16 protein-coding genes are annotated in these 18,046 nt (G+C 67.3%); 8 read left to right on the top strand and 8 right to left on the bottom strand.

Features of this window, described 5'->3' with window-relative positions:
- Positions 1–46: 46 nt before the first annotated feature.
- Positions 47–1,366, top strand: coding sequence for a M50 family metallopeptidase (locus AC3ENO_RS07180; RefSeq protein ID WP_434969965.1), 1,320 nt, complete (start codon positions 47–49; stop codon positions 1,364–1,366).
- Between the two features lie 42 nt (positions 1,367–1,408).
- Here the strand turns inward: AC3ENO_RS07180 and AC3ENO_RS07175 are convergent, their stop codons facing one another.
- Positions 1,409–3,316: a chorismate-binding protein gene (locus AC3ENO_RS07175; RefSeq protein ID WP_434969964.1), complete on the bottom strand. Its 1,908-nt coding sequence runs from the start codon at positions 3,314–3,316 to the stop codon at positions 1,409–1,411.
- A gap of 197 nt (positions 3,317–3,513) precedes the next feature.
- Here AC3ENO_RS07175 and AC3ENO_RS07170 point away from each other — a divergent pair, with 197 nt between their 5' ends.
- Entirely contained in the window at positions 3,514–3,798 is a 285-nt protein-coding gene (locus AC3ENO_RS07170) for a 2TM domain-containing protein (protein WP_434969963.1), read from the top strand.
- 79 nt (positions 3,799–3,877) lie between these two features.
- On the top strand, positions 3,878–5,008 hold the full coding sequence (gene ispG, locus AC3ENO_RS07165; protein ID WP_434970091.1) for a flavodoxin-dependent (E)-4-hydroxy-3-methylbut-2-enyl-diphosphate synthase: 1,131 nt from the start codon (positions 3,878–3,880) through the stop codon (positions 5,006–5,008).
- Between the two features lie 108 nt (positions 5,009–5,116).
- Here the strand turns inward: ispG and AC3ENO_RS07160 are convergent, their stop codons facing one another.
- The 4 genes from AC3ENO_RS07160 to AC3ENO_RS07145 form a co-directional block, all read right to left on the bottom strand.
- Positions 5,117–6,562 (bottom strand): maltokinase N-terminal cap-like domain-containing protein, encoded by a 1,446-nt coding sequence (locus AC3ENO_RS07160; RefSeq protein ID WP_434969962.1) that lies wholly within the window; start codon positions 6,560–6,562, stop codon positions 5,117–5,119.
- The gene (gene treS / locus AC3ENO_RS07155) at positions 6,559–8,325 is read right to left on the bottom strand and encodes a maltose alpha-D-glucosyltransferase (protein WP_434969961.1); all 1,767 of its coding nucleotides are present in this window, start codon (positions 8,323–8,325) and stop codon (positions 6,559–6,561) included. Before treS ends, AC3ENO_RS07160 begins: the two co-directional genes overlap by 4 nt.
- Before the next feature lie 104 nt (positions 8,326–8,429).
- Complete coding sequence (locus tag AC3ENO_RS07150) at positions 8,430–9,449, bottom strand: 1-aminocyclopropane-1-carboxylate deaminase (RefSeq protein WP_434969960.1); 1,020 nt, start codon at positions 9,447–9,449, stop codon at positions 8,430–8,432.
- Complete coding sequence (locus AC3ENO_RS07145) at positions 9,436–10,110, bottom strand: GntR family transcriptional regulator (protein WP_434969959.1); 675 nt, start codon at positions 10,108–10,110, stop codon at positions 9,436–9,438. The genes AC3ENO_RS07150 and AC3ENO_RS07145 overlap by 14 nt, the downstream gene beginning before the upstream one ends.
- A 161-nt stretch (positions 10,111–10,271) precedes the next feature.
- On the opposite strand from AC3ENO_RS07145, the gene AC3ENO_RS07140 reads away from it, so the two are divergent.
- The 3 genes from AC3ENO_RS07140 to AC3ENO_RS07130 all read left to right on the top strand — a co-directional run bounded on the left by AC3ENO_RS07140 (position 10,272) and on the right by AC3ENO_RS07130 (position 13,623).
- Positions 10,272–10,709: an alpha-amylase family glycosyl hydrolase gene (locus AC3ENO_RS07140; RefSeq protein ID WP_434969958.1), complete on the top strand. Its 438-nt coding sequence runs from the start codon at positions 10,272–10,274 to the stop codon at positions 10,707–10,709.
- A 13-nt stretch (positions 10,710–10,722) separates the two neighbouring features.
- Complete coding sequence (locus AC3ENO_RS07135) at positions 10,723–11,760, top strand: alpha-amylase family protein (RefSeq protein ID WP_488185769.1); 1,038 nt, start codon at positions 10,723–10,725, stop codon at positions 11,758–11,760.
- Positions 11,761–11,826: 66 nt separating this feature from the next.
- Complete coding sequence (locus AC3ENO_RS07130) at positions 11,827–13,623, top strand: proline--tRNA ligase (RefSeq protein WP_434969956.1); 1,797 nt, start codon at positions 11,827–11,829, stop codon at positions 13,621–13,623.
- 7 nt (positions 13,624–13,630) lie between these two features.
- Here AC3ENO_RS07130 and AC3ENO_RS07125 read toward each other — a convergent pair whose 3' ends face one another.
- From AC3ENO_RS07125 to AC3ENO_RS07115, 3 genes are all read right to left on the bottom strand, one after another.
- Complete coding sequence (locus AC3ENO_RS07125) at positions 13,631–14,134, bottom strand: pyridoxamine 5'-phosphate oxidase family protein (protein WP_434969955.1); 504 nt, start codon at positions 14,132–14,134, stop codon at positions 13,631–13,633.
- Positions 14,135–14,217: 83 nt separating this feature from the next.
- The gene (locus tag AC3ENO_RS07120) at positions 14,218–15,060 is read right to left on the bottom strand and encodes a zinc-binding metallopeptidase (protein WP_434969954.1); all 843 of its coding nucleotides are present in this window, start codon (positions 15,058–15,060) and stop codon (positions 14,218–14,220) included.
- Complete coding sequence (locus tag AC3ENO_RS07115) at positions 15,057–16,562, bottom strand: alanine/glycine:cation symporter family protein (protein WP_434969953.1); 1,506 nt, start codon at positions 16,560–16,562, stop codon at positions 15,057–15,059. The genes AC3ENO_RS07120 and AC3ENO_RS07115 overlap by 4 nt, the downstream gene beginning before the upstream one ends.
- A 129-nt stretch (positions 16,563–16,691) precedes the next feature.
- Here AC3ENO_RS07115 and nusA point away from each other — a divergent pair, with 129 nt between their 5' ends.
- On the top strand, positions 16,692–17,681 hold the full coding sequence (nusA, locus tag AC3ENO_RS07110; protein ID WP_434969952.1) for a transcription termination factor NusA: 990 nt from the start codon (positions 16,692–16,694) through the stop codon (positions 17,679–17,681).
- 44 nt (positions 17,682–17,725) lie between these two features.
- Positions 17,726–18,013 (top strand): YlxR family protein, encoded by a 288-nt coding sequence (locus tag AC3ENO_RS07105; protein ID WP_434969951.1) that lies wholly within the window; start codon positions 17,726–17,728, stop codon positions 18,011–18,013.
- The last annotated feature ends 33 nt before the right edge of the window (positions 18,014–18,046 follow it).

Below are 18,046 nucleotides of genomic sequence, written 5' to 3'. Positions count from 1 at the left end.
CCCGCGCGCTGGGCTGACTCCAAGGCAGAGCCGATAGCGTGGCGGCGTGGATCTGGTCGCCTTCATCGTCGGTGTCGTGGTGCTCGTCGTGGGCCTCGCGATCTCGATCGCGCTGCATGAGATTGGGCATCTCGTTCCCGCCAAGCGGTTCGGGGTGCGCGTCGGCCAGTACATGGTCGGTTTCGGACCCACGCTCTGGTCGCGACGCCGCGGGGAGACCGAATACGGCATCAAGGCGATTCCGCTCGGCGGCTACATCTCGATGGCGGGGATGTACCCGCCCTCGCCCGCCGCCCGCGCCGCAGCGTCGGACGGATCCGCGGCGGCGGGCCGCGCGGGTGGCGGGTTCTTCGCCACGATGGTGCAGGACGCACGCGCGGCGAACGACGAGACGCTCGAGAGTGCCGACGACACCCGTGTCTTCTACCGGCTGCCGGTCTCCAAGCGCGTCATCATCATGCTCGGCGGGCCGCTCATGAACCTTGTGTTCGCGGTCGTGCTCATGGCCATCGTGCTCACCGGCATCGGCGTGCAGACCGTCACGAGCACCGTCGCCTCGGTCAGCGCGTGTGTCCCCGCGGCCGCCGACACCTCGTGTCAGCCGGGCGATCCTGCGTCACCGGCGGCGGAGGCCGGCATCCAGCCCGGCGACGTGATCGTTTCGGTCGGCGGCGAGGAGGTCTCGGACTTCGCCGAAGCTGCCGCTCTCATCCAGGCGGCGCCCGGCGAGAGTGTGCCGCTCGTCGTCGACCGCGACGGGCAAACACTCGCGCTGACGGTGGTTCCCGATGTCGTCACGCGTCAGATCGTCGACGATAACGGCCAGACAGTGGATGCCGAGGTCGGCGTCATCGGTGTGACGGGCACCGTCGAGTTCGTCCGCCAGCCGATCTGGTCGGCGCCCGCCGCGGTCGCAGACAACGTCGCCGCCGTCGCGGGCATCGTTGTGCAGCTTCCCGTGAAGGTGTACGAAACCGCGGCGTCGCTGGTGACGGGAGAGGAACGCGATCCCAACGGGCCGCTGAGCATCGTGGGCGCGGGAGCGATCGCCGGCGAGGTGGCTGCGACGGATGCGCCGGTCATCAACCGCGTCGCCGTCATCCTGTCACTGCTGGCGTCGCTGAACATCGCCCTGTTCGTCTTCAATCTCATTCCGCTGCTGCCCTTGGACGGCGGGCATATCGCGGTCGCGCTGTGGGGCGGCATCCGGAGCTGGTGGGCACGCGTTCGCGGCAAGGCGGAACCCGCCCCGATCGACGCGACCAGACTCGTGCCGCTCACCTTCGTCGTCGTGATCGCGCTCATCGTGATGGGCGGCATCCTGATCATCGCCGACCTGGTGAACCCGATCTCCCTCCTGGGCTGAGCGGCGATTCGGAGGGGCCGATGGATTGACCGGTCCCGGAGGTCAGGCGCTCTGGGTGCTCAGCGCCCAGGCGATCAGCTGCTCCAGGGTCGACATGCCGTCGCGCGAGAGAATCGACTCCAGATGCCCCTGCACGGAGGCAAATCCCGCACCTCGGAGAGCGTAGACGTCGCCGGTCGTCGCATCGGCGGAGATCTCCACGCCGCTGGGCGTGTGGCCCGGTTCGACCCGGGCAGTGAACGTGTTGTAGAAGCCGATCGATGCGGGGTGCCCGAAGACGTCGACGGTCAGCTGCATCCCCTGGTGCGGCTGGGCGAGGGGCGCGAGACCCATACCGAGTTCGCTCGCCAGGATCTGGTGGCTCAGGCACACTGTCAACAGCGGCAGCGATGACATCCGCCGCCGCGTGATGATCTCGCGCAACCGCGCCATCCGCGGTGAGGCAGGATCGAGCGGGTCGCCGGGGCCGGGGCCCGACACCAGCAGCTCCGCCGAGTCCACCTCGTCGTCGCTGACGGCATCCCAGGGAACGATCGAGACGTCCAGGCCCAGATGGCTCAGCTGGTGCGCGAGCATCGTGGTGAAGCGGTCCTCAGCGTCCACCACGAGTGCGCGATGACCGGCGAACGGTCCGGAATCCGCCGGCGCCTGCGGGTTCAACCAGAAGGGCGCGAGCCGCGCGTTGCGGGACTCGAGCAACGCTGCGATCGTCGGATCGTCGGCCAAGCGTCGGGGAGCGCCGGCCGGTGCATCTTCGTCGACGGGCACCGCCGCGCGGGGGATCGCCCCGATCGCCCCGAGCACACCGGCCGCCTTCCCGTGCGTCTCGCTGACCTCGCCGTAGGGATCGGAGTGGCGAACGAGGGTCGCACCGACGGGCACCCGAAGGCGGCCGTCCTCAAGATAGGCAGTCCGGATGAGGATCGGCGCGTCGAGGTCGTGGGTGACCTCGCCGGGGCCGGCATCCGTCCGCGGCGTGAACAGTGCGGCGACGCCGGAGTAGTACCCGCGCGGCGTCTTCTCGTGGCGTGTGATCACCGTGCACGCGTTCTGCATGGGCGAACCGGTGACGGTCGGCGCGAACATCGTCTCCCGCAGGATGTCACGCGGGTCGAGGCGACTGGACCCGCGCAGCATGTACTCGGTGTGGGTGAGTCGGGACATCTCCTTGAGGTGCGGACCGGTGATCCGTCCACCGTCCGTGCACACGGCGCTCATCATCTTGAGCTCTTCGTCGACGACCATGAACAGCTCCTCGGTCTCCTTCGTGGAGCGCAGGAACTCGCTGAGGTTCTCGACGGTGGCACCCTCCGCGGGGTGGCGGAACGTCCCCGAGATCGGGTTCATGGTCACCACGCCCGCTTCCGCGCTGACGTGGGCCTCGGGACTGGCTCCCACCGCGACGTGACCGTCGGTCACGACCGCGAACGTCCAGTACGCCCCGCGTTCGTGCTCGAGGAGGGCGCGGAACCAGGCGAGCGCTGCCACGCGCGGGTCGGCGTCGACCTCGGCCGTGAAGTCGCGACGGATGACGAAGTTCGCCCCTTCGCCGCGACCGATCTCATCGGCGATCACGCGGCGGACGATGTCGGCATACGATTCGTCATCGATGTCGAACCCCGCGGCGCGCAAGGGGATGTCATCGTGCGGAAGCACCGCCAGTGCCTCGCTCCGGAGGTACGTCGCGCGCTGCGTGATCACGAGGCACCGAAGGGGTGCGTCGTCGTCCAGGCAGTCGAAGCCCCGTTCGCGCACCTGGCGGAACGGCACGAGGGCAAGGACTTCCCGTGGCGTGCCGTCGACGCCCAGCAGCGGGATGTCGCGAAGCAGATCGACGTCGACGATCTCGCCGGTGAGCAACTCCACGGTGTCGGCGTCACGGGCGAGGATCGCGAACGGGATGTCGCTGTGGGCGAGCCCGGCGAGCGGGGGAAGGGGGGTCCCGGTCATGGTCGGTCTTTCGTCGTGGGGCGGCCACCCTCACAAAGAAGACCGCCCCGGGGCGGTCTCTGCGTCAACGCGAGCACACCGCCTCAAGCGGTGGGCCACCAAGCGGTGCTCGCGAACATGCGCCGAAACTACCACAGCGGCAGCGGGTCGGACCGAGACTCTGGCGCTACGGCACGCACTCGCAATACATTCGAGACATGACTGATCCGCAGGGTACGAGTGGTTCCGACGAGCTCCGCCAACGCGCGGTCGCAAGTCTTCGCGCGAAGCAGGGGTTCTGGTACACGCTGGCGACGTGGGTGGTGCTCTCGATCTTCTTCGTTCTCATCTGGGCGCTCACGGGCATGGGCTACTTCTGGCCCGCCTGGCCGATCGCGGGGATCGCGATCGGTGTCGCCTTCTCCGCGTTCAACGCCTACGGACCTACCCGCGGCGCGCTCACCGAGAGCAAGATCCAGGACGAGATGCGCCGACTGCAGTAGGCGTGATGCATCTGGGGAGGTCGGCCTGCCACTCAGCCGGAATGCGTAGGCTGGTCCCGTGCCAGCTGTGAACATCGGAATGCCGAAGGTCCCCGAAACCCTCGCTCCGCGCCGCAAGAGCCGCCAGATCAAGGTGGGCAAGGTCCTCGTCGGCGGTGACGCTCCCGTCAGCGTTCAGTCGATGACGACGACTCCGACGACCAACATCAACGCGACCCTGCAGCAGATCGCCGAGTTGACGGCGTCCGGGTGTGAGATCGTGCGCGTCGCCGTTCCCTCCCAGGACGACGCTGACGTGCTGCACATCATCGCCGCGAAGAGTCAGATTCCGGTCATCGCCGACATTCACTTCCAACCCAAGTACGTCTTCCAGGCCATCGACGCCGGGTGCGCCGCGGTGCGCGTGAACCCCGGAAACATCCGCAAGTTCGACGACCAGGTCGGCGCGATCGCGAAGGCCGCGCAGGCCGCCGGCGTGTCACTGCGGATCGGCGTGAACGCCGGGTCGCTCGATAGACGTCTTCTGGAGAAGTACGGTAAGGCCACCCCGGAAGCGCTCGTGGAGAGCGCGGTGTGGGAGGCGTCACTGTTCGAGGAGCACGACTTCCACGACTTCAAGATCTCGGTCAAGCACAATGATCCCGTCGTCATGGTGAAGGCCTACCGGCTGCTGGCCGAGCGGGGCGACTGGCCTCTGCACCTCGGTGTGACCGAGGCCGGTCCGGCCTTCCAGGGCACGATCAAGTCGGCCACGGCGTTCGGAATCCTTCTCGGCGAGGGGATCGGAGACACCATCCGCGTGTCGCTCTCGGCCCCGCCCGCCGAGGAAGTCAAGGTCGGTCACCAGATCCTGCAGTCACTGAATCTTCGGGAGCGCAAGCTCGAGATCGTCTCGTGCCCGTCGTGCGGCCGGGCCCAGGTCGACGTGTACTCGCTCGCCGACAACGTCACTGAGGGGCTCAAGGACATGACCGTCCCGCTGCGGGTGGCGGTGATGGGCTGCGTCGTGAACGGACCCGGCGAAGCGCGGGATGCCGACCTCGGCGTGGCGTCGGGCAATGGCAAGGGGCAGATCTTCGTCAAGGGTGAGGTCATCAAGACCGTTCCCGAATCAGAGATCGTCGCGACCCTCATCGAGGAGGCCAACCGTCTCGCCGATGAGATGGGACCGGATGCGCCGCTGGGCACCGCGCAGGTCGTGACGAGCTAGGGCGCGGCGAACCGGCACCCGATGAATGGGGACCGGGCGAGGGAACCGTGCCGGGGCGCGGTCGCGGCGGTGTGCCTCCCCCGGTGGGCTTCCGTGCTGCGGGATCGCTCAGGTCTCGGTGACCCGTTCCAGGGCTTCGAGGGGGATCGACACCCATGACGGACGATTGCGTGTCTCGTACATGACTTCGTAGACAGCCTTGTCGGCGACGTAGGCGTCCAGGAGCACGCGGTGGGCCCGCGTCGCCTCGCCGGCCGGGGCTTCCGACTCGCCGCTCGCGCCGCGGACCGCGGCGACATACGCGGCCACGAAGTGTTCCCGAGCGCGGGCCGACCACTCCCGGGCGCGCGCAGTGCGCAGTGCTCGCCCGTCGTCGTCATCGGCATCCGTCCCGGACGACATGTCGATGATGGCCGCGGCGTAGTCGAAGGAGCGCAGCATCCCCGCGACGTCTCGCCACGGCGAATCGGGCAACGATCGCTCGCGGAACGGTCTGCCCGGCTCACCCTCGAAGTCCACGATGCGCCAGCCGTGCGACGTGCGCAGCGTCTGCCCGAGGTGAAGGTCACCGTGGACACGCTGAACGTCGAGCCCGCGGAGTTGCGCGACCGCGGCATACAGGTGGTGCAGGTGCGGCACAACCCTCTCGAGGTCGGGCACGAAGCGCCGCGCATGGTCGAGTCGCTCCCGCATCGCCCGCGCGAGCTCGGCTGTCGCGTCGGCTCCACGGCGGCTGGCGGGAAAACGGTCGCGCAGGAGGGCGTGGACATCGGCGAGGGCTTCACCCAGCCGGGCTGCCTCGCCGGCGAAATCTCCGCCGGAGTCTTCGACCCGCTGCTCCGGGTCGGCGAGGAGGGTGCGCACGCTGGCGACCGCGAGCTCGAAGCCGTCGGTGGCCGTCGCCAGGAACTCCTGCAGCATCGCTGTCTGCAGGAGCTCGCCGTCGACATCCACTTCGACCCAGCCGTACAGCTGCGCGATATGCTGCGAGCCCCCTCGCGTGAGCTCTTCGTGGATCTCGATGTCGGGATTGATCCCGGGGCTCACCTTACGGAACAGCTTCATGATCGCGGTGTCGTCGAACCTCGCCGACGAGTTCGACTGCTCGCCGGTCATGGGGGAGGAGACGAGTGACGCGTCGAGTGGGTCTGCGTCGGTCACTCGGCGGAATCGCATCCGGTCGACGTGTGCGGTGCCGGTGCCCTCGGCCGCGATGAACCCGTCGAGCCACAGCTGCATGGCTTCGCGGTCGTGTATGGCGTCATAGAGATGGATGGGGGTGCCCTCGGCGTCGAGCGTGCCGACGTAGGCGTGGCTCAGCCGCTCCTCCATGTCCTCATACCCGCTGAGGGGCACCTGGTACAGCTCGATCCCCGCGTCGTCGTCGCGGTAGGCGACGGTGACAAGGTAGAGCGCGAGGTAGGGTCTGCCGTTGTGGGGGGCCACTTCGGCGATGGTGCGGACGTGTTCGACCTCGAACGGCCGGCCCTTGCCGCCGAACCACCGGGTCCGTACCAGGTAGTTCTCCAGGAGAGCGTTGTCGACAGCGGTCACAGCAGCCCTACCTCCTCTGCGTCGTCGGCCGGTGCATGTAGTTGGAACCAGAAGAAGCCGTGGCCGCCGAGCGTGAGCAGGTACGGCAGTTCTCCGATCCGGGGGAAGGGCACGCCGCCGACGAGCTCGACGGGCACGAGGCCCTCGAAGCGGCGCAGATCCAGTTCGACCGGCTGCGGAAACTGCGACAGGTTGTTGACGCAGATGATGACATCCACCGTGCCATCGTCGTTGGTGTGTTCTCGCGAGTAGGACAGCACCGACGGGTTCGAGCCCCCGAGGTCGTTGAAGCTGCCGAGCCCGAACGCGGGGTGGCGTTTGCGGGCCTGGATCATCTGCCGCGTCCACTGCAGCAGCGACGACCGGTTCTCCTGCTGGGCCTCGACGTTCACCGCGAGATACCCGTGCACCGGATCCTGCACGATCGGTAGCGCGAGCTTGCCGGGATTGGCGCTCGAGAATCCGGCGTTGCGGTCCGAGGTCCACTGCATGGGCGTGCGCACACCGTCGCGGTCACCGAGCCAGATGTTGTCGCCCATCCCGATCTCGTCGCCGTAGTACAGCACGGGTGCGCCGGGCAGCGAGAGCAGCAGGGCGGTGAACAGTTCGATGCGGTCGAGGTCGTTATCGAGCAGCGGGGCCAGGCGGCGCCGGATGCCGATGTTGGCCTTCATGCGCGGATCCTGCGCGTACTCGTTCCACATGTAGTCGCGGTCTTCGTCGGTGACCATCTCGAGGGTCAGCTCGTCGTGGTTTCGCAGGAAGATGCCCCACTGACATCCAGAGGGGATGGGCGGAGTCTCCGCGAGGATGTCGCTGATCGGGTACCGCGATTCGCGGCGTACGGCCATGAAGATGCGCGGCATGACCGGAAAGTGGAAGCACATGTGGCATTCGTCGCCGCCGACGTCGGGATCGCCGAAGTAGTCGACGACGTCGGCAGGCCACTGGTTGGCTTCTGCCAGCAGCACGCGACCGGGGTATTCGCGGTCCACGATGCGGCGCACCTTCTTGAGGAACTCGTGCGTCTCGGGCAGGTTTTCGCCGTTGGTCCCGGGGCGTTCGTACAGGTAGGGCACGGCGTCGAGGCGAAAGCCGTCGAGGCCCATGTCGAGCCAGAATCGCATCGCGTCCAGGACGGCGTCGTGCACCCGCGGGTTGTCGAAGTTCAGATCGGGCTGGTGCGAGAAGAATCGGTGCCAGAAGTACTGCTGGCGCACGGGGTCCCAGGTCCAGTTGCTCGGTTCGGTGTCGACGAAGATGATCCGGGCGTCCTCGTACAGCTCGTCGGTGTCGCTCCACACGTAGAAGTCGCCGTACTCGCCATCCGGATCGCGCCGACTCTCCTGGAACCACGGATGCTCGTCGCTGGTGTGGTTCATGACGAAGTCGATGATGACGCGCATACCCCGCTCGTGGGCGGCATCGAGGAACTCCTGGAAGTCCTCGATGGTCCCCAGTCCCGGCTGTATGCCGGTGTAGTCGGCGACGTCGTACCCGCCGTCGCGCAAGGGCGAGGGGAAGAATGGCGGCAACCACAAGCAGTCGACCCCGAGCCACTGCAGGTAGTCGAGCTTGTCGATCAGGCCCCGAAAGTCGCCTGTGCCATCCCCGTCGCTGTCTTTGAAGGATCGGACGAGAACCTCGTAGAACACCGCGGTCTTGAACCATTCCGGCTCGGCGCTGCCGGGAGTGTCGGGGAACGGCTCCTGCGTCAGGATCGGGATGGAAACCGTGTTGGTGGTCGGCTCCGCGGCGGTCATGCATTCCTCCCGTGGCTCCGGATAGCGATAGGTGAGCCGTCCGGTCGTCTGCCTAACCTGCCATACGACCCCCGCGCGACGCTATCCCATTGCGCAGGACGGGATCAGTCCCATAGGCGCCAGTAGGCGTTCAGCGCAGGCTGGCCGCCGAGGTGGGCGTAGAGCACCGTCGAGTCCTGGGGAATCTCGCGGTCCCGCACGAGGTCGATCAGTCCGGCCAGAGACTTTCCCTCGTACACCGGGTCGGTGATCATCGCTTCGAGTTGGGCGCCGAGCGCCATCGCGGTCATTGTCGATTCGACCGGGATGCCATAGAGATCACCCGCCCAACCCTCGAGGACCTGGATTTCGTCGTCGCGGAGGTCGCGACCGAGCTCGATGAGGTCCGCGGTGTTGCGGGCGATCCGGGCGACCTGGTCGCGGGTCTTCTCGATGGTCGCTGACGCGTCGATGCCGATGACGCGGCGCCGTACCCCGGTGAGGTCCTCGAGCGCAGCGAAACCGGCGATCATGCCGGCGTGGGTCGACCCGGTCACCGTGCACACGACGATCGTGTCGAAGAAGACGCCGAGCTGCTTCTCCTGCTCAGCGACTTCGAACGCCCAGTTGGCAAAGCCCAGTCCGCCCAGCGGGTGCTCGGATGCCCCGGCGGGGATGGGGTACGGAGTGCCGCCGCTATCCTCGACCTCCTGGAGCGCCGACTTCCAAGAATCCCGGATGCCGATGTCGAACCCTGCGTCATCGAGGCGGGAGTCGGCGCCCATCATTCGCGAGAGCAGGATGTTGCCGACCTTGTCGTTCATGGGATCGTCCCAGGGAACCCACTTCTCCTGCACCAGTCGCGCTCGCAGGCCCAGGTGCGCGGCGACGGCAGCGACTTGACGCGTGTGATTGGACTGGTACCCGCCGATCGAGACCAGGGTGTCGGCGCCGGAGGCGAGGACATCCGGCACGATGTACTCGAGCTTTCGGACCTTGTTCCCGCCATAGGCCAGTCCGCTGGACACGTCCTCGCGCTTGGCCCAGATCTGAGCGCCCCCGAGGTGGGCGCTCAGTCGCGCGAGGTGGTGGACGGGGCTCGGTCCGAACGTCAAGGGGTAGCGAGGGAACTCATGAAGCTTCATCGGTGGGGGTCCTCGTTTCGATGTCGGTGATGAGGTCGGTCCAGATTTCCTCTGCGATCGCGGCTGCGCCGAGGGCGTCAGCCTGAACGCACCTCTCGATCAGCTGGCCGTGTCGAAGCGTCGACAGCTCGGCGCGTTCCGACGAGAACCGTGCCCGTTCAGCTCGGAGCAGAACGGGCTGGTAGAGGTGGAGGACGGTGCGCACCGCGTCATTGTCGGCGACGTCGATGAGGACCGCGTGAAAGAGCTCATCCGCCGCGATCGCGCCATCGATGTCGCCCGAGCGGTGCGCGGAGGTGAACAGCCGGTTCGCCGCCCTCATGCGGGCGATGTCATCCTCACTGAGTCGGGGGACGGCGGCCAGCGCGGCGAGTCGGTGCATCGCCGCCACGACGTCGCGAGCCGCGCATACGGCACGCGGCTCGATGGGTGACACGATCGTGGCACGCCCCGGCAGTGTATGCACCAGTCCGGCGCGAGCCAGTTCGAGAAGAGCCTCGCGCACGGGGGTGCGGCTCACGCCCAGCCATTGGGCGATGTCGACATCCCGCACCTGCTCTCCGGGCTCGAGCGTCCCATCGACGATCGCGGCACGCAGGCGCGCCTCCACCTCTTCGCGGAGGAGGGGGCGGTGGGCGCCCACGTCGGAGGGGACCGGCATGCAATATATTGCATTTCACCGCAGCGACGGTGTCAAATCGACGACTGGCCCCGCTGGGAGTGTCAGGCGTGCGCGTGGACATCGCGGTAAAATTAGCTCAAACGATTTAGCAGCGGGATACGCCTCGACGTACACCTGCGACCGCATCCGGAGCGCGACTCATGACCCACCCCATCCAGCTCATCGCCTACGCCGACCGCCTGGGCGGCACGATTCCGGCGTTGGGCGCACTCGTGCGGGAGCGGTTCGGCGGCGCTTTCGGCGGGGTGCACATCCTCCCCTTCTTCACGCCCTTCGACGGAGCCGATGCCGGCTTCGATCCCGACGACCACACCACGGTCGATCCCCGGCTGGGGACGTGGGAGGACGTCCGTGCCCTTTCACGCGATCTCGACGTCATGGTGGATGTGATCGTCAACCACGTCTCGGCCCGTTCGCCCCAATTCCGTGACGTGATGGAGCGCGGGGACGCGTCGCCGTACGCGTCGATGTTCCTGACGATGGGCGCGGTCTTTCCCGACGGTGCGACCGAAGCCGATCTCCTGCGGATCTACCGGCCGCGCCCGGGCCTGCCGTTCACCCCCGTACGTGTGGGGTGAGCGCACGCGGCTCGTGTGGACGACCTTCACCTCCGCCCAGGTCGACATCGACGTGCGCAGCGAGCAAGGCGCCGCCTACCTCGTCGCGATCCTGGACACCTTGCGGGAGGCGGGGGTGCGGATGATCCGCCTCGATGCCGTCGGGTATGCGGTGAAGACGCCCGGGACCTCGTCATTCATGACACCCGAGACGTTCGCCTTCATCGACGAGCTGACCGCCCTCGCCCACGCGCGCGGGCTGGAGGTGCTCGTCGAGGTGCACTCGTTCTACCGGCGACAGATCGAGATCGCGGCTCGCGTCGACCGTGTCTACGACTTCGCCCTGCCACCGTTGGTCCTCTTCGCGGCAGCGACGGGCGATCATGCGCCGCTGGCGCGGTGGGTGGCCGAGCGACCGGTCAATGCCGTCACCGTGCTCGACACCCACGACGGCATCGGCATCGTGGATGTCGGACCCGACCCGGCCACGGGGGAGCCGGGCCTGCTGAATGCGCAACAGCTGGATGCCCTGGTCGATGCGATCCATGACGCCACCGGCGGGGACAGTAGAGCCGCGACGGGAGCTGCAGCGTCGAACCTGGACATCTATCAGGTCAACAGCACGTTCTACGACGCCATGGGCCGCGATGATCGCGCCTATCTTGCCGCACGCGCCGTCCAGCTCTTCCTGCCGGGGATCCACCAGATCTACTACGTCGGCGCGCTCGCCGGTCACAACGACCGGGCGCTGCTGGAGCGCACCGGCGTCGGTCGCGACATCAACCGGCACGTCTACAGCGCGTCCGAACTCGACCGCGAACTTGAGCGCCCCGTCGTCGCGGCGCTCCTCGCGCTCTGCCGGTTCCGCGCAGCCGCCCCGGGTTTCGACGGGGCTTTCGAGTCCGCACTCGAGGACGACGGATGGCTTCGGCTGCGTTGGGAGTCGCCGTCCGGGTGGTCCGAGCTGCGCACACGACTTGACCGCAGCGAGGCTCAGCTGCGCTGGGCGCGCGCGGGTGAGCCCGAGGGTGCGACGGACGATCTGCTGGCGTTTGCGCCCGCGGATGCCTGAGTTCCCCTGCCGATCGGTCTCGCCGGGACCGATCGCCCACCGCGGCGCGGCCTAGACTTGACGCTCGTGGTCACCCGTCTTTCGCACTTCTTCCTCCGCACGCTTCGCGAGGACCCCGCCGACGCGGAGGTCACGAGCCACCGGCTGCTCGTCCGCGCCGGCTACATCCGCCGGCAAGCGCCCGGCATCTTCGCCTGGCTGCCGTTGGGCCTGCGCGTGAAGGCGAAGATCGAGCAGATCATCCGTGACGAGATGGCGGCCGCGGGTGCCTACGAAGTGCATTTTCCGGCGCTTCTGCCCCGGGAGCCCTACGAGGCCTCGGGCCGCTGGGAGTCCTATGGGGACGGAATCTTCCGCTTGCAGGACAGGAAGGGTGCCGACTATCTCCTGGCCCCGACCCACGAGGAGATGTTCACTCTCCTCGTGAAGGACCTGTACTCCTCGTACAAGGACCTCCCGCTGACGATCTACCAGATCCAGGACAAGTACCGAGACGAGGCGCGGCCGCGGGCGGGCCTGCTGCGCGGGCGCGAGTTCACGATGAAGGACGCCTACTCCTTCGACTACACGGATGCCGGTCTCGAGGCCTCGTATCAAGCTCAACGGGACGCCTACGAGCGCATCTTCCAGCGGCTGGGACTCGAATACGTCATCGTCAACGCCGACAACGGTCTGATGGGTGGGGCCCGCAGCGAGGAGTTCCTGCATCCGACTCCTGTCGGCGAGGACACCTTCGTCCGCAGCGCCGGCGGCTACGCCGCCAACGTGGAAGCCTTCACGACGCTCGCCCCGGAGCCGATCCCGTTCGATGGACTGCCGGAGCCGGTGATCTTCGACTCTCCCGACACCCCCACGATCGCCACGCTCGTCGACCACGCGAACACGCATCTCGACGCCCCGGTGCCCGGGATCGCCGGCCCTGCCACGCAGGGCGCCACGACATGGACCGCCGCCCACACGCTCAAGAACGTCGTTCTGGCGTTGACCCACCTCGACGGGTCCCGGGAGGTCGTCGTCGTCGGTATTCCCGGTGACCGGGACGTCGATGACAAGCGCGCGGAGGTGGCCTTCGCGCCGGCGACCGTCGAGGCTGCCACGCCCGAGGACTTCGAGGCCCACCCGCTGCTGGTCAAGGGTTACATCGGTCCCTGGTCGTCGACGGGTGCGCTGCTCGGTGAGGAGTCGGCAACCGGCATCCGGTATCTGCTCGACCCCCGCGTCGTCGACGGAACCTCGTGGATCACCGGCGCCAACATCGATCAGAAGCACGTGCACTCGCTCGTCGCGGGCCGCGACTTCACAGGGGACGGCTTCGTCGAGGTCGCGGACGTCGCTCCGGGCGATCCGGCCCCTGACGGCTCAGGCCCGGTCGAGCTCGCGCGGGGCATGGAGATCGGTCACGTCTTCCAGCTCGGACGATTCTTCGCCGAGACCTTGGGACTGAAGGTGCTCGACGAGAACGGCAAACTCGTGACGGTGACGATGGGTTCGTACGGAATCGGAGTGACACGGATCCTCGCGATCATCGCTGAGCTCAACAACGACGACAAGGGGCTCATCTGGCCGTCGAGCGTCGCCCCCTTCGATGTGCACGTCGTCGCCACGGGGAAGGATGCCGTCGCTTTCGATCTTGCCGAGCAGGCGTGTGCGCGGCTCGAGGACGCCGGGCTCGACGTGCTCTACGACGACCGTGCGAAGGTGTCGCCCGGGGTCAAGTTCGGCGATGCGGAGCTCGTGGGCGTGCCCCGCATCCTCATCGTCGGCCGAGGCGCCGCGACAGGCGAGGTCGAACTCTGGGACCGTCGCAGCGGGGACCGCGAGACGCTGACGTTCGAGGCGGCGATCGGCCGCCTCACAGCCTGAGTCCCGTTCAGCACGTGATCTTCGCGTGTCGGACGATGTCGTCGTCCGGGGCGTCGCGCGTCACGAACGCCTTGAGCATTCCCGCGGCCTGCTCGAGCCGGTTCTGACCGGGCTCCCAGAACTCGATCTCGACCGGGGTCACGCGCAGCAGGGTGATGCCCGGCGTGTCCAAACCGTCCTCGAACCACACCTCGAGCGAGGGCGAGTACAACTCCTGCATGAGTGCGTCGTCGTGGACGATCCGGGCGCGGCCGGCGACCGAGACGTAGCGCATGCCCTTCGGGTCGCAGTACGACAGACCGACCTCATCATCCGATTCGGCCTCCTCGACCTTCTTGGTGTCCGCGTCGGTGAAGAACCAGATGTCTCCGGTGCCGTCCATCCGCCGCGTGCTCATCGGCCGGCTCACGAGGTTGCCGTTCTCGTCGCGCGTCGTGAGCATCGCGACGTCGATCTCCTCGACGAGTTCCTGGGCGCGGCTGAGGGCTTCGGTTCCTGTCACTTCCGTCATGGCACCCAGGGTGCGACGACGGATGGTGGGGCGCGAGGGGATTGACAGCGTCCGCGGGTGCCCCTATCCCGCCGCGGCGGGCCTCAGAGACCGAACTCGGCCCGAACGTGATCACGGATGGCGAGATACTCCGGCCGATCCCAGAAGAAGAGGAGCTTCCGGGCGACCATGGTGTCGCTGTCTGGCTCCGGCTCGAGGACGAAGGTCATGAAGCTTTCGGCGAAGTCCTCGACGACGTTCGTCGCCGCGTAGTCGCTGACGAAATCGTCCTCGTGCGCAAGGTAGAACTCGTACGCAACGTCGGCATCCGCGTTGCCCGGATCGGGCGCGTCCGAGCCGTAGCCGGCCCAGAACTCCTGGTCGAACTCCCAGAGCGCGGAATCGGGTTCTGCGCACCCCTCATCCAGCTGGAGGGTGTCGCAGCTCCAGGAATCCGGATCGGTCTGTCCCGGCGACAGGCTCAAGATGTGCGCGTACTCGTGGATCAGCGTCGAGAGCAGGAGATCCTCGTCCGACGCGTACGCGAGGTTCACGACGAGCGTCCACTGCGCGGGGTCGTCGGTCTGGATGACGTACGCCAGCGTGTCACTCGATTCGGACTCGCCCACCCGGAAGTCACGGATGACGCTGCCGGCGACCTCGGGCGTCACGATCCTCACGAACATGTCCCACACCGACTCGGTCGTCTCGTCCGCGGTGGGGGAGAGCGACGCGTCGGGCTCGACCGTGTAGACCTCGACGATGCCGAGATCTTCGTCCTCCTCGGTGTAGATCTCACCGTCGGCCTGCTCGCCGAATCCGGCGATATCCCTGGTCTGGTCGACCGTGGCGAGGTCCGGGAAGCCGATCAGCGAGCAGCCCGACAGGGTGAGACCGAGCGAGACGACGAGCGCGGAAAGGGTGAGCGCTACCCGTCCGCGCGTCATGGCCGCGCCCCGTGCAGGTGATCGCGGTGTTTCTGCGACTGTCGCCTCTTCGTGACGATATCGAGCGGGCCGGTGACGGTGAGCTCGTCCTCCCAGCACTCGATACCCGAGACTCCCGGGAGCAGATCTCGCGTGAACACCGGATCACGTCCTTCTCGTCGCTGGCGCGTGTAGTCGCGCAGCAGCCGGAAGGCGATGCCCGACAGGAGCGCGATGGCCACCAGGTTGATGAGCGCCATCACCCCCATGACCCCGTCGGCGAAGCTCCAGACCAGGTCTGCCGAGGCCAACGATCCCGCGAGGACCGCGAGGACGACAGCGACCCGGTAGGCGGGCAGGATGCCGCGACGGGTGGTGATGAACTCGATGTTGGACTGGCCGTAGTAGTAGCTGCCGAGGATCGACGAGAACGCCAGGAGGAAGATGATGATGCTCAAGGCGATGTTCGACCACTCGCCCAGCGTCGCGACGAGCGCACCCTGCGTCAGGGCGATGCCTCGGGAAGCGCCGGCCAGATCGGGCACGGACACCAGGATGATGAACGCCGTGATGGAGCAGACCAGGAACGTGTCGAAGTAGACGCCGAGGGACTGCACCAGCCCCTGCTTGACCGGATGCGTCACGGCCGCGCTCGCCCCCGCGTTCGGCGCCGAACCGAGGCCGGCCTCGTTCGAGAACATGCCGCGGCGGACTCCCGTGAGCACGATGTACCCGAACGTCGCGCCCACCACTTCGTTCAGGCCCCACGCCTGGGTGAAGATCTCGGCGAACACCACCGGCAGCTGCTCGATATGGATCGCCACGACGGCGAGCCCGAGCAGCAGGTAGGCCAGGGCCATCAGCGGCACGAGCGTCTGGGTGACCGAGGCGATGCGACGGATGCCGCCGAACACCACGAGCGCGGTCAAGAGAGCGACCACGACGCCCGCGACCGGCCCCGCCCACGTGGCGTCAGCGCCGAAGCTCGACGACACCGTGTCGGCGATCGTGTTGGCCTGCAAGGACGAGAAAGCGAACGGGAAGCAGATGAGAAGGATGATGGCGAACAGGACCCCCATCCACCGTGCGCGAAGCCCGCGTTGCATGTAGTAGGCGGGTCCGCCACGAAAGCCCCCCTCCGCGTCGCGCACTTTGAACAGCTGCGCGAGCGAGGACTCGATGAAGCTCGAGGACGCACCGACGAGGGCCATGAGCCACATCCAGAACACCGCTCCTGGGCCGCCGAGCGCGATCGCCGTGCCCACGCCGGCGATGTTGCCGACACCGACGCGCGAGGCGGCGGAGATCGTGAAGGCCTGGAACGAGGAGACGGACTGGGGTGCGCCATCCGCCGTCCGAGGCGTCTTGTCGGTGAGCGTGCGGAACATCTCGGGGAAGAGCCGGATCTGCACGACGCCGGACCGGACGGTGAAGTACAGCCCCAGTCCCACGACGATCGGCAGGACCACCCAGGTCCAGAGCAGATCGCCCCACTCGACGATGAGGGCGTTGACGGCATCCACGGGTTCAGTATGTCGGTTCCGGGATCGAATGGGCGAGCACCACGGGACGCGCGCGCGGGCGATCGGGTAGCGTGGGATGATTCCGCGCGATGCGACTCGCGACGGGTAGAGCTGAATAGGGAGGTCACGATGGATATCGATCTGACGCTGCTCAGAACGGTCGAGCGGGAGAAGGACATTCCGTTCGACGAACTCGTTCGCATCATCGAGCAGGCGATCCTGACCGCCTATGCCAAGCACACCTCGCCCAGCGGGGAGGCTCCCGAGGGAGCGCGTGCGCAACTGGACCGCAAGACCGGTCACGTTGCGATCTTCGTGCCGCTTCTGGACGATGAGGGCGTCGTCATCGGCGAGGAGGAGACGACTCCCGAGGACTTCGGGCGCATCGCCGCGTTCGCTGCCAAGCAGGTGATCAGCCAGCGACTGCGCGATATCGCCGATGACGCTGTGCTCGGGGAGTTCCGTGGGAAGGAGGGCGATATCGTCGCGGGGGTCGTCCAGCAGGGGCCGAACCCGCGGATGGTGCATGTCGACCTGGGGACCGTGGAGGCGATCCTGCCCCCGGAGGAGCAGGTACCCGGCGAGGACTACGCGCACGGCTCGCGTCTGCGTGTGTACGTGACGTCGGTCTCGAAGGGGACAAAGGGCCCGTCGATCACCGTCTCGCGGACCCATCCGGGGCTTGTGCGCAAGCTCTTCGCCCTGGAGGTTCCCGAAATCCCCGCGGGGCTGGTCGAGATCGTCTCGCTCGCGCGAGAAGCAGGGCATCGCAGCAAGATCGCGGTGAAGGCGAACGATCCGTCCATCAATGCCAAGGGCGCGTGCATCGGGGAATTGGGGCGGCGCGTCCGCGCCGTCACCGAAGAGCTCGGCGGCGAGAAGATCGACATCGTCGACTACAGCCCGGATCTTGCGACCTTCGTGGGGAATGCGCTGTCGCCGGCGAAGGTCACCTCCAGCTTCGTGCTCGATGCGAAGACCAAGGCGGTGCGCGCCCTCGTGCCCGACTACCAGCTCTCCCTCGCCATCGGCAAGGAGGGGCAGAACGCGCGACTGGCGGCGAAGCTCACGGGCGCGAAGATCGACATCCAGCCCGACAGCATCCTCGACGAGTCCTGACGGGCAGCGTCCCGCGTGGGCCGGCCGCAGGGGGCAGGTGTAGGATGGAAGCCGTACGAACGTGCGTCGGTTGCCGCACGCGTGCTGCCCGGTCGGCGCTTCTTCGCGTCGTAGCCATCGATTCCTCGCTCGTCTGGGACGAGCGAGCGTCGGCGCCGGGGCGGGGCGCGTGGGTGCATCCGAAGCGGGAATGCATCGACGCGGCACTGAAGCGTCGAGCTTTTGTACGCGCGCTTCGCGCACCCGGACCCCTGGATTCGCAAGCGCTCACGAAACGGCTGAACGAGAAACGGCTGAATGGCAATGGACACGAAGTGAACGGCTCGAAATGAGACCCGTCCGCAACTAGCGGTCCGCCCTGTCTG

It is taken from the genome of Microbacterium sp. bgisy207, assembly GCF_057706855.1.
This window is presented reverse-complemented; position numbering and strand designations above follow the sequence as displayed.